General features: G+C 48.4%; 9 protein-coding genes. 4 read left to right on the top strand and 5 right to left on the bottom strand.

Features of this window, described 5'->3' with window-relative positions:
- On the top strand, positions 1-525 hold a 525-nt coding region (locus ACMJ0U_RS12625; protein ID WP_417130223.1), incomplete at its 5' end, for a 30S ribosomal protein S16.
- 109 nt (positions 526-634) lie between these two features.
- On the top strand, positions 635-1,966 hold the full coding sequence (locus ACMJ0U_RS12630; protein ID WP_417130224.1) for an MATE family efflux transporter: 1,332 nt from the start codon (positions 635-637) through the stop codon (positions 1,964-1,966).
- A 103-nt stretch (positions 1,967-2,069) separates the two neighbouring features.
- On the opposite strand, the gene ACMJ0U_RS12635 is transcribed toward ACMJ0U_RS12630, so the two are convergent.
- The 5 genes from ACMJ0U_RS12635 to ACMJ0U_RS12655 all read right to left on the bottom strand — a co-directional run bounded on the left by ACMJ0U_RS12635 (position 2,070) and on the right by ACMJ0U_RS12655 (position 7,305).
- Entirely contained in the window at positions 2,070-3,641 is a 1,572-nt protein-coding gene (locus ACMJ0U_RS12635; RefSeq protein ID WP_007563501.1) for a peptide chain release factor 3, read from the bottom strand.
- A gap of 2 nt (positions 3,642-3,643) precedes the next feature.
- On the bottom strand, positions 3,644-4,501 hold the full coding sequence (gene rfbD, locus ACMJ0U_RS12640) for a dTDP-4-dehydrorhamnose reductase (protein ID WP_417130225.1): 858 nt from the start codon (positions 4,499-4,501) through the stop codon (positions 3,644-3,646).
- 13 nt (positions 4,502-4,514) lie between these two features.
- On the bottom strand, positions 4,515-5,060 hold the full coding sequence (locus tag ACMJ0U_RS12645) for a DUF4924 family protein (protein ID WP_417130226.1): 546 nt from the start codon (positions 5,058-5,060) through the stop codon (positions 4,515-4,517).
- Positions 5,061-5,066: 6 nt separating this feature from the next.
- On the bottom strand, positions 5,067-5,726 hold the full coding sequence (locus tag ACMJ0U_RS12650) for a LysE family translocator (RefSeq protein ID WP_007563496.1): 660 nt from the start codon (positions 5,724-5,726) through the stop codon (positions 5,067-5,069).
- 268 nt (positions 5,727-5,994) lie between these two features.
- Positions 5,995-7,305: an anaerobic C4-dicarboxylate transporter family protein gene (locus tag ACMJ0U_RS12655; RefSeq protein ID WP_417130227.1), complete on the bottom strand. Its 1,311-nt coding sequence runs from the start codon at positions 7,303-7,305 to the stop codon at positions 5,995-5,997.
- 144 nt (positions 7,306-7,449) lie between these two features.
- On the opposite strand from ACMJ0U_RS12655, the gene purL reads away from it, so the two are divergent.
- Positions 7,450-11,157: a phosphoribosylformylglycinamidine synthase gene (purL, locus tag ACMJ0U_RS12660; RefSeq protein WP_417130228.1), complete on the top strand. Its 3,708-nt coding sequence runs from the start codon at positions 7,450-7,452 to the stop codon at positions 11,155-11,157.
- Between the two features lie 161 nt (positions 11,158-11,318).
- Positions 11,319-12,338, top strand: coding sequence for a branched-chain amino acid aminotransferase (locus ACMJ0U_RS12665; protein ID WP_417130229.1), 1,020 nt, complete (start codon positions 11,319-11,321; stop codon positions 12,336-12,338).
- Positions 12,339-12,499 lie beyond the last annotated feature (161 nt).

The following is a 12,499-nucleotide window of genomic DNA, read 5'->3' on the forward strand; positions in this document are numbered from 1 at the left end:
AACGGACGCAAAGGATATGCGTTCTATTCAATTGTTATTGCAGATGCAAGAGCACCACGTGATGGTAGATTTACTGAAAAAATTGGTACTTACAATCCGAACACCAATCCTGCCACAGTAGATTTGAATTTTGAACGTGCATTACACTGGGTATTGGTAGGTGCACAGCCTACTGACACAGTACGCAACATCTTGTCTCGCGAAGGTGTTTACATGAAGAAACACTTGCTGGGCGGTGTAGCTAAAGGCGCATTCGATGAAGCACAGGCTGAAGCTAAATTCAACGCTTGGAAAGAAAACAAACAGTCAGGTCTGGCTGCTTTGAAAGCTAAGGAAGAAGAAGCTAAGAAAGCTGAAGCTAAAGCACGTCTGGAAGCTGAAAAGAAAGTAAACGAAGAAATCGCTAAGAAGGTAGCTGAAAAGAAAGCTGCTGAAGCTGCTGCTAAGGCTGAAGCTGAAGCTGCTGCAAACGCAGAAGAAGCACCTGCTGCTGAAGAAGCTACAGAAGCTCCTGCTGAAGCTTAATTCTTCTTTCAGAGAAAGACAAACAAAAGACTGTCCTTGCAAAAGGATGGTCTTTTTTTGTGTAGAAATATCGTATCTTTGCATCTCACCTAACTAATACCTGCCTTTTATGCATACCAAATATACCAACGGAGAAATATGGAGGATAGCCTACCCCATCCTGATTAGCCTGATTATGGAACAACTTATCGGCATGACCGATACGGCTTTCATGGGACGTGTGGGTGAAGTGGAACTGGGAGCCTCGGCCATTGCGGGAGTGTATTATCTGGCCATCTTCATGTTAGGATTCGGTTTCAGTATCGGTTCGCAGATACTGATTGCCCGCCGCAACGGGGAAGGCAACTTCCGGATGATTGGTTCTATCTTCTACCAGGGGATTTATTTCCTGCTGACCATGGCGCTGGTCATGTTCATCCTGTCCCGGTTGTTCTCTCCCTGGATATTGTCGCACGTAGTAGCCTCTCCCCGTGTCTGTGAGGCGGCGGTGAGCTACATCAACTGGCGGGTGTTCGGATTCTTCTTCTCATTCGTGGCCATCATGTTCCGTGCGTTCTTTGTGGGTACCACACAAACCAAGACACTCACGCTCAACTCCATCGTCATGGTCACTTCGAACGTGGTGTTCAATTATATTTTAGTTTTCGGGAAATTAGGCTTCCCGGCATTAGGTATTGCCGGAGCAGCCATCGGTTCCTCACTGGCGGAACTGGTATCCATGCTTTTCTTCATTGCATACACTACACGGCAGGTGGACTGTCATAAATACGGACTGAACCGCCTGGTAAGTTTTCATTGGCCGGAACTAAAGCAAATCATGAACGTATCCTTGTGGACCATGGTACAAAATGCAGTATCCATCAGTACCTGGTTTCTGTTCTTCATCTTCATTGAACATTTAGGTGAACGCGCACTGGCCATCACCAACATCGTGCGCAACGTGTCGAGCATCCCGTTCATGACCATCATAGCCTTTGCCTCTACCAGCAGCTCCCTGGTCAGCAACCTGATTGGTGCCGGAGAATCCCGCTACGTCATGCCCACCATCCGCCAACATCTCCGTCTCTGCACCTGCATCGTCTGGCCACTCATTCTGCTGATAGCTTGTCTGCCCACGTATGTGCTCCGTATCTATACCGACATGCCCGACCTGGTAGAAGCTGCTGTCCCTACCCTCTGGGTACTCTGCTCCAGCTACCTTTTCCAGTGCTTTGGCTTTATTTATTTCCAGTCCGTATCCGGCACGGGGGACACCCGCTCTGCCTTCCTGTTGGAGATGGTAGCCCTGACCTGCTACCTGGTCTTTATCGTCACGGTCATTCTTCTACTGAAAATGGATGTAGCCGTATGTTGGTTCTCCGAGCACGTATATGCCGGAGCCATCGGCCTGTTAAGCTATTTTTACCTGAAAAAGGGAAGCTGGCAAAGGAAGAAAATCTAAAGCTTAAAAATGAAAATCAAAAAGAGCAGTCACTTGTAAGCAAAGTGGCTAGGACATAAAAAAGCCTCCTTTCGGAGGCTTTTCTTACAATATTATTTATTTCTTAGAACTCACTGGTGAAATGAAACTTGATGTGCTTGAAGTCCATCTGTGCCATCTGAAGCACATAACCACTGTCGGCCAGGAACACATCGCGTCCGTCACGGTCTTTCGCCATATACTGATACTTACGTTTCTTGAAAGCTTCCAGTTCAGCCGGATCATCGCTTTCAATCCAGCAGGCTTTATACAGACTCAACGGTTCCCAACGGCACTTGGCATTGTATTCGTTTTCCAGACGGTACTGAATAACCTCAAACTGCAACTGACCTACCGTACCGATAATCTTGCGCCCGTTGAACTGGTTGACAAACAGCTGTGCCACACCTTCGTCCATCAGCTGGTCGATACCCTTGTTCAACTGCTTGGTCTTCATCGGATCAGCATTCTCAATGTATTTGAACATTTCCGGAGAGAAGCTCGGTAATCCCTTGAAGTGCAACAATTCACCTTCAGTCAGTGTATCGCCAATCTTGAACGTACCGTTATCCGGCAAACCGATAATATCGCCAGCCCAAGCCTCATCTACTGTTGTCTTGCGCTGTGCCATGAACTGCGTGGGTGAAGAGAAACGCATGGTCTTGTTATGACGCACGTGCAGGTATGGCGTGTTACGGGTAAACTTACCGGAACATACCTTACAGAAAGCCACACACGAACGGTGGTTCGGGTCAATGTTGGCCGTAATCTTGAATACGAAACCAGTAAATTTAGGTTCTTCAGGCTGTACCTCGCGTTCTTCTGCCTGCACCGGACGCGGACTTGGCGCAATCTCCACAAAACAGTCGAGCAATTCCTGCACACCAAAGTTATTCAAAGCCGAACCAAAGAACACCGGAGCCAGTTCTCCCTTCAGGTAATCGTCTACATTGAATTCTGGATATACCCCATCAATCAGTTCCAGCTCACTGCGCAACTTTTCCGCCAGCGGTGTACCGATATGGTTGTCCAAATCCTCTGTATGGATGTCCACTTCCACCTTCTCCGTCACCACCTGCTTAGAAGGCTGAAAAAGGTTCAATTTCTGCTCGTAAATGTTGTACACACCCTTGAAACGCGGACCACTCTCAATCGGCCACGTTAGCGGGCGCACATTAATAACCAGTTCTTCCTCCAGTTCATCCAGCAAATCGAACGGGTCCTTAGCCTCACGGTCCATCTTATTGACGAAGATAATCACCGGCGTGTTACGCATACGGCAGACTTCCATCAGCTTACGGGTCTGTGTTTCCACACCCTTCGCTCCGTCCACCACGATGATTACACTGTCCACTGCCGTCAAAGTACGATACGTATCTTCGGCAAAATCCTGGTGACCCGGTGTATCGAGGATATTAATCTTATAGTCATGGTAGTCAAACTCCATCACGGAGGTAGTAACCGAGATACCACGCTGCTTTTCGATGTCCATCCAGTCGGACGTGGCAGTTTTCTTTATCTTGTTTGATTTCACGGCTCCGGCCACCTGAATCTGTCCACCGAAAAGCAACAGCTTTTCCGTCAACGAGGTTTTACCGGCATCCGGATGCGCGATAATCGCAAATGTTCGTCTTCTTGCTATTTCCTGATTTGCCATATTTATTGTTTTAATTTTTCAATACATTCTGCCAGACTGTCCATCCAGTAAGGCACTTCCACGCCGTAGGTTTTCTTCAGCTTGGTCTTGTCGAGCACAGAATAGTGCGGACGACAAGCTTTCGTAGGATAATCCTCTGTGTGAAGCGGAGACACATGACAAGTAGTGATACCTGCCAGACGATGGATAGCTTTGGTAAAATCATACCAGGAGCACACGCCTTCGTTGCTGAAATGATAAATACCCGGCACGATACCTTTCTCCAGTGCCACAAAAATGGCCTGAGCCAAATCGCGTGCATAAGTCGGCGTACCAATCTGGTCGAAGATTACTCCCAAAGTATCTTTCTCCTGCCCCAAGCGGATCATGGTCTTCACGAAATTGTTGCCAAACGTAGAATACAGCCATGCCGTACGAATCACCATCGTATTAGGACACTGCTTCAGCGCTTCCTGCTCACCAGCCAGTTTGGTAGAGCCATATACGGAATTCGGACACGGTGTATCTTCTTCCTTATAAGGGATATGGGCTGTACCGTCGAACACATAGTCCGTAGACACCTGCACCAGCCAGCCGTTACGGCTTTGTGCCGCCTTGGCCAGATAGCCCGGAGCCACATGATTCAGTTTGTCGCAGAGTTCCACGTTGTCCTCCGCCTTGTCGACTGCCGTATAAGCTGCACAGTTCACAATCACATCAATCTGATGAGCCGATACAAATTCCATTACCGCCTGTTCATTGCAGATATCCAACTCTGCCACATCGGTAAAGAAATACTCAAAATTCCGGTGCTCTTCTGCCAGCAGACGCATTTCATTGCCCAACTGTCCGTTGGCTCCCGTCACTAATATCTTTTTCATGTTCTGTGATGTTTTAATCCAGTTCCAAATCGCCTTCCTTATCCTTAATATAATATCCGGCCAGCATCGCCAGCAAGTCACTGATGGCCTTCACCGCCTTCATGGTTTCTTCGCTGATTTCCTTCTTCTGCAATTTCAGCATCAGTACCCCATACATGGCATCAAAGCAAGTCTCCAGTTCAGGCACGTCCTTGTCGCCACCCTTGGCACGCAGTTCCACAATAAAAGGAAGCACCTTGTAATACGCCGCACTGTAATAAGGGAATTTAGGCGAACGCAACAAACGCAGGTGCAGGTCGGTCAGCCAGACGATGATGTTCTTGTTAATCTGCACGTGTCCCTTTTCCAGCACTCCCTCCTGCTGCATCATGTTAATCAAGTCCTCATACCAGCGGGCCAGTTCCTTCTTCTGTTCGTCGGTAGCCGGATAAGGCTCGATGATATTCTTCCGGATGTGCTCCATATCGCAGCCGTTGGCACGAATCAAGTCCTCCACCTGCCACATATACAGCAGGTATTCGGCAATATTCTTTTTTTTAAGTTGTTGAGAAATATACATATCCTATCAAGAAAAAGATTTGCCGGCAATGGCCAGGACGATTCCCACCACCGCCGCTATCATGACCACGACACCAATGATGCGGTTGAGCACCCAGATGCCGCGCAAATTAAATCGTGAACGTACTTTATTGACAAAATAAGTAATGCTGAACCACCAGCCCAATGCTCCCAAAATAATGGCCAGATAACCCACTAACTGGAAACCGATGGGACTGCCCGGCATGACAAATGAGAAACGGGCAAACAGACCGATGAACAGGAAAATAATCAAGGGATTGGACAGGGTGACAAAAAAGGCCGTAACGAAGTTGTGCAGGTAAGTTCCCCGCGTACCCGAAGACGGACGAAGCGACTTCACCGGATTACTGCGGAAGGTATAGATACCAAAAGCCAGCAACATGATGCTGCCCACCACCTGAAGAAAAATATGATGCTTCAGGATGAGTTCGTCCATGAAACTCATTCCGTATCCCGTAATCAACGCATAGCAAATATCACTTAATGCCGCCCCGACTCCCGTCACGAAACCAAACCAGCGCCCTTTGTTCAACGTACGCTGAATACAGAGCACACCGACCGGTCCCAAAGGAGCAGACACGACAATGCCGATAATCAATCCCTTCAGCAACAAATCAAGTATAGTAACCTGTTCAATCCAATTCATACTGCAAAGATGCTACTTTTTTACGAAAGTACCTACATTTTTATACGATTATCCTTAAGAGTATATCTGAAAAAACAACAATTTAAGAAACCCTAAAGGGATAACGGGAAGACATTCCTGCATTTTTTACGTCTCCCGGCACAAAAACGTATGTCTCCCCTACGGGAAACTTACAGCTCCGGCTGGAGAAACGTAAAGTTCACGTAAGGGAGACATACAACCAACAAGTCCGTTTTTCCCTCAATGAAGGGAGACTTTTGGGTTTCTATCACACAAAGAGTACGGCCAGAATACCCAGTCCTACCGCCACAATGGTAGAAATCAGTCCCGGCATCATGAAAGAATGGTTCAGCACATATTTTCCGATGCGGGTGGTACCCGTAGTATCAAAATTGATGGCTGCCACCACCGTCGGATAGTTCGGGATGAAAAAATACCCGTTGACTGCCGGAAAGAGGGCAATCAGCATATAGGGCGAAATGCCCAGCGCCATACCCAGAGGAAGCAAGGCACGGATGGTTGCTGCCTGACTGAACAGCAGGATAGACATGACAAAAAGCGCAATACCGAAAAGCCACGGCATATCGGTCACCAGCCCGAATATATTTTCTTTGATGACGGCAATGTTACCGGAGATAAAGGTATCGCCCATCCACGCAATACCGAAAATGGCCACTACCGCCTGCATACCCGCATTGAAGACTGAACTTTTAGCAGCCTTCATCCCACTGGTGCCAGTCAGCAGCAGAATCAGTGCGGCTACCGACAGCATGAGCACTTCAATGATGTGTGCCATCTGCATCACCACTACGCCCTCTGAGGTTTGAAACGACGGACGAAGACTATCTATGGAACCAAATAGCACAATACCCACCGTGGCACCTAAAAACAGCAGTACGGAGGTCAGCGCCTTGCCAGGATTAGCCACCTCAGCCGTACAATAATTGGCACCCGACAGTTCGCCCGACTTCAAGCGTGCCTGATATACAGGGTCATCCTTCAGTTCCTTACCTACCCGCATGGAATAAATCGCACCGGCCAGTACACCCACCAAGGTGCAGGGAATGGAAATCTTCAAAATATCAAACAAAGTAATGTGATATCCAGCCAGCATACTCAACAGGGCCACCGTAGCCGCAGAAATAGGACTGGCAGTAATAGCCTGCTGGGAAGCAATGACGGCAATCCCCATCGGGCGTTCCGGACGGATACCCGTTTCACGAGCCACTTCGGCAATAACCGGAAGTACGGAATAGGCCACATGCCCCGTTCCGGCAAAGAAGGTAAAGAGATAAGTCACCAGCGGACTCAACAGCGTGATACGCTGAGGATGGCGACGCAAGATTTTCTCCGCCCATTTCACCATCAAATCCAATCCTCCGGCAGCCTGCATGCACCCGGCAGCTGCAATCACTGCCACAATCATCAGCATCACATCAATAGGGGGAGTGGTGGGTTCAAGACCAAAGATAAAGGTAAGTACGGCCAGTCCCAAGCCTCCAAAGACTCCCAGACCGATGCCGCCAACACGCGCTCCGACAATAATTGCCAGTAACACAAACAGTAATTGTAACCACATAAATAGAAAGAGTTTTTAGATTTAAGGTGCAAAGATAGGCATATTCTGTGATAACTTTTATTTTTCTTCGTAATTCCGAGGATTTTCTCTACCTTTGTACCACTTTTAAAGCGCATTGAATATTCATTATAACATACAAGTGCTATGATTCTATTTTTCAGAACACCCACAAACAGTGTGATTGCCACGGAATGCAATCAGGAACTGAATGCTGAAGACGTCAAGAAACTATGCTGGCTGTACAGCGATGCCACTGTGGAAAACGAAGACAACCTGAAAGGATGGTTCATCGGCCCACGCCGTGAAATGATTACTCCATGGAGTACAAATGCGGTTGAAATCACCCAGAACATGGGTCTCAACGGTATCCGTCGTATCGAGGAATACTTCCCGGTGAAAGATGAAAACGCCGACCACGACCCGATGTTGCAACGTATGTATCACGGACTGGATCAGGAAATTTTCACGGTAGACATCAAACCGCAGCCTATCATATACATCGAAAACCTGGAAGAATACAACGAAAAGGAAGGTCTGGCGCTGTCACGCGAAGAAATGGACTACCTGCTGAAGGTGGAAAAAGACCTGGGACGCAAGCTGACCGACTCGGAAGTATTCGGTTTCGCACAAATCAACTCTGAGCACTGCCGCCACAAAATTTTCGGCGGAACGTTCATCATCGACGGACAGGAAATGGAGTCTTCTCTGTTCCAGATGATCAAGAAAACTACACAGGAAAATCCTAACAAGATTATCTCGGCCTACAAAGACAACGTAGCCTTTGCCGAAGGTCCGGTGGTAGAACAATTCGCTCCGGCCGACCACTCTACTTCTGATTACTTCATTATCAAAGATATCAAGACCGTCATCTCTCTGAAAGCGGAAACACACAACTTCCCGACTACCGTAGAACCGTTCAACGGAGCATCTACCGGTACAGGCGGGGAAATCCGCGACCGTATGGGTGGAGGTAAGGGTTCCTGGCCGATTGCCGGAACTGCCGTATACATGACCTCTTATCCGCGTACGGACGAAGGACGCGAATGGGAAAACATTCTGCCAGTGCGCAAATGGTTGTACCAGACTCCGGAACAAATCCTGATCAAGGCATCAAACGGTGCTTCTGACTTTGGCAACAAGTTCGGACAGCCGCTGATTTGTGGTTCTGTACTGACTTTCGAACATGAAGAAAACAACGAAAAATATGCTTACGACAAGGTTATCATGCTGGCAGGTGGTGTGGGCTACGGCACACAGCGCGACTGCTTGAAGGGTAGCCCCGAAGCTGGCAACAAGGTCGTAGTCATGGGTGGTGACAACTACCGCATCGGTCTGGGTGGTGGTTCTGTTTCTTCTGTAGAAACAGGACGTTACTCTTCAGGTATCGAGCTGAACGCTATCCAGCGTGCCAATGCAGAAATGCAGAAGCGTGCTTATAACGTGGTGCGTGCGCTGTGTGAAGAAGACGAAAACCCGATTGTATCTATCCACGACCACGGTTCTGCCGGGCACGTGAACTGTCTGTCTGAGCTGGTGGAAGACTGCGGTGGCCTGATTCACATGGACAAGTTGCCTATCGGCGACGAAACACTTTCCGCCAAGGAAATCATCGCCAACGAATCGCAGGAACGTATGGGCTTGCTGATTGACGAAAAAGCCATCGAACATGTACACAAGATTGCAGAACGCGAACGTGCACCGATGTACGTGGTAGGTGAAACTACCGGCGACCATCGTTTTGCCTTCGAACAGGCTGACGGCGTACGTCCGTTCGACCTGGCCGTAGACCAGATGTTCGGTTCTTCTCCGAAAACGTATATGGTGGACAAGACTGTAGAACGTCATTATGAAAACGTTTCTTACGATGTCACCAAACTGAATGAATATTTGCGCCGCGTGCTGCAGCTGGAAGCCGTAGCCTGCAAGGACTGGCTGACCAACAAGGTAGACCGCTCCGTAACAGGTAAGATTGCCCGCCAGCAGTGTCAGGGTGAATTGCAGTTGCCGTTGAGCGACTGTGGTGTGGTTGCACTCGACTACCGTGGTGAAAAAGGTATCGCTACTGCATTAGGACATGCTCCGCAGGCTGCCTTGGCTAATCCGGAAGCAGGTTCTGTACTGGCTGTATCCGAAGCACTGACCAACCTGGTATGGGCTCCGCTGGCAGAAGGAATGGACAGCATTTCATTGTCAGCCAACTGGATGTGGCCTTGCCGTGCACAGGAAGGTGAAGACGCCCGTCTGTACAAAGCAGTGAAAGCATTGTCAGATTTCTGCTGCGAACTGCAAATCAACGTGCCGACCGGTAAGGACTCTCTGTCCATGACACAGAAATATCCGAACGGCGAAAAGATTATCAGCCCGGGAACCGTTATCGTTTCTGCCGGCGGTGAAGTATCCGACATCAAGAAAGTGGTTTCTCCGGTAATGGTCAACAAACCGAAATCTACCTTCTATCATATTGACTTCAGTTTCGACCAGCTTCGTTTGGGTGGTTCTGCTTTCGCACAGTCACTCAACAAGGTGGGCGATGACGTGCCGACTGTACAGAATCCGGAATACTTCCGCGATGCATTCCTGGCTGTTCAGGAACTGGTGAACAAAGGCTTGATTCTGGCCGGACACGATATTTCTGCCGGTGGTTTGATTACTACCCTTTTGGAAATGTGCTTTGCCAATACAGAAGGTGGTATGGAAATCAACCTCGACAAGATTAAGTGCGACGACATCGTGAAGATTCTGTTCGCCGAAAATCCGGGTGTAGTTATCCAGATAGCCGACAAGCACAAGGCAGAAGTCAAGAAGATTCTGGAAGATGCAGGTGTAGGTTACGTGAAGATTGGTGTGCCGGCCGAAGAACGTCACATCCTGGCAACTCTGCACGATGCCACTTACCAGTTCGGTATCGACTACTTGCGTGATGTATGGTATTCTACTTCTTACCTGCTCGACCGCAAGCAGAGCATGAACGGCTGTGCCAAGAAACGTTTCGAAAACTACAAGCAGCAACCGCTGGAATTTGTATTCGACAAGTCATTCACCGGCAAGCTGTCGCAGTTCGGTCTCAATCCGAACCGTCGTACACCGAGCGGCATCAAAGCAGCCATCATCCGTGAAAAGGGAACCAACGGTGAACGTGAAATGGCTTACATGCTGTATCTGGCAGGCTTCGACGTAAAAGACGTAACAATGACCGACCTGATTAGCGGACGTGAAACACTGGAAGACATCCACATGGTAGTTTACTGCGGTGGATTCTCTAACTCCGACGTATTAGGTTCTGCCAAAGGATGGGCCGGAAGCTTCCTGTTCAACCCGAAAGCAAAAGCTGCCCTCGACAACTTCTACGCTCGCGAAGATACATTGTCACTGGGTGTCTGCAACGGTTGCCAGCTGATGATGGAACTGGGACTGATTACTCCGGGAGACAAGAAGAAAGGCAAGATGCTGCATAACGACTCACATAAGTTTGAATCTAACTTCCTGGGTGTAACCGTACCGATGAACCGCAGCGTAATGTTCGGCTCACTGAGCGGTTCTAAACTGGGTATCTGGGTAGCTCACGGAGAAGGTAAGTTCTCATTGCCTTATCCGGAAGACCACTACAACGTAGTGCTGAAGTATTCATACGATGAATATCCAGGCAACCCGAACGGTTCAGACTACAGCGTAGCCGGTATCGCCAGCCAGGACGGCCGTCATCTGGCCATGATGCCTCACCTGGAACGTGCCTGCTTCCCATGGGAAAACGCATACTATCCGCTTGACCGCAAAGAAGAAGACCAGATCACTCCGTGGATGGAAGCCTTCGTAAATGCCCGCAAGTGGGTGGAAGCCAACGGTAAGAAATAATCCAAGAAAAATGATATTTTAACACAAGGAGTCGCCTTTTAAAGCGACTCCTTTGTTTTTGTCAAAAAAGAATGGTTTTATGTTGGATTTTGTAAATATAAACCGTACTTTTGCTTGCGTAGCTAAAAGAACATTCAAAAAACTTATAAAATAAGATAACCATGAAAGAAATAGACTGGTCGAATCTGTCTTTCGGATACATGCGGACAGATTACAATGTACGTTGCTACTATCGCGACGGGAAATGGGGAGAACTTGAACTCTGTTCAGAAGAAACATTGAACCTTCACATGGCTGCCACTTGTCTGCACTACGGACAGGAAGCTTTCGAAGGACTGAAAGCCTATCGCGGGAAAGACGGCAAAATCCGTATCTTCCGTCCGGAAGCTAATGCAGAACGTCTGCAAAGCACTTGCCGGGGTATTTTGATGCCGGAACTTTCGACTGAAAAATTCTGCGAAGCCGTGAAGAAGGTGGTAAAGGCCAACGAACGTTTCATTCCTCCATACGAAAGCGGTGCTTCTCTTTACATCCGTCCGCTGCTGATTGGTACAGGTGCACAAGTAGGTGTACATCCTGCCAGCGAATACATGTTTGTGGTATTCGTCACTCCGGTAGGCCCGTACTTCAAAGGTGGGTTTGCCACTAATCCGTATGTCATCATCCGCCAGTACGACCGTGCGGCACCACTCGGAACCGGTACGTTCAAAGTAGGTGGTAACTACGCTGCCAGCCTCCGCGCCAATAAAATGGCACACGATGCAGGGTATGCCAGCGAATTCTATCTGGATGCAAAAGAAAAGAAATACATCGACGAATGTGGTGCCGCCAACTTCTTTGGTATCAAGAACAATACTTACGTTACTCCGCTGTCTACCTCTATCCTTCCCTCTATCACCAACCGCAGCCTGATGCAGCTGGCTGAAGACATGGGAATGAAAGTAGAACGTCGTCCGATTCCGGAAGAAGAGCTGACTACCTTTGAAGAAGCAGGAGCTTGCGGTACAGCAGCCGTAATCAGCCCTATCGGCCGCATTGACGACCTGGAGAACCAGAAATCATACGTCATTGCAAAAGACGGCAAACCAGGCCCTATCAGCGAAAAACTATACCACAAGTTGCGTGGTATCCAGTACGGTGACGAAGCTGATCCATACGGATGGGTAACCGTGTTAGATTAATAATTATCCTTCTTATCATAAAAGAGGCTGTCTCAAATAAACTTTGAGATGGCCTCTTTTTTGTGTTTGCAAAAAAATCGGGCAAGTCCCAACTTCGCTCAGCCAGCACTTGCCCGTCTCCCTAATTTTTTGTATATTAGGGAATCAAGTAAGATATCTCA

The organism is Phocaeicola sp., assembly GCF_048170425.1.
Taxonomy (GTDB): Bacteria; Bacteroidota; Bacteroidia; order Bacteroidales; family Bacteroidaceae; genus Phocaeicola.

Coding starts and splice junctions, on each gene's coding strand:
- purL (WP_417130228.1), top strand. CDS start 7,450: ATGATTCTATTTTTCAGAACACCCACAAACAGTGTGATTGCCACGGAA.
- ACMJ0U_RS12650 (WP_007563496.1), bottom strand. CDS start 5,726: ATGAATTGGATTGAACAGGTTACTATACTTGATTTGTTGCTGAAGGGA.
- ACMJ0U_RS12630 (WP_417130224.1), top strand. CDS start 635: ATGCATACCAAATATACCAACGGAGAAATATGGAGGATAGCCTACCCC.
- ACMJ0U_RS12635 (WP_007563501.1), bottom strand. CDS start 3,641: ATGGCAAATCAGGAAATAGCAAGAAGACGAACATTTGCGATTATCGCG.
- ACMJ0U_RS12655 (WP_417130227.1), bottom strand. CDS start 7,305: ATGTGGTTACAATTACTGTTTGTGTTACTGGCAATTATTGTCGGAGCG.
- rfbD (WP_417130225.1), bottom strand. CDS start 4,501: ATGAAAAAGATATTAGTGACGGGAGCCAACGGACAGTTGGGCAATGAA.
- ACMJ0U_RS12665 (WP_417130229.1), top strand. CDS start 11,319: ATGAAAGAAATAGACTGGTCGAATCTGTCTTTCGGATACATGCGGACA.
- ACMJ0U_RS12645 (WP_417130226.1), bottom strand. CDS start 5,060: ATGTATATTTCTCAACAACTTAAAAAAAAGAATATTGCCGAATACCTG.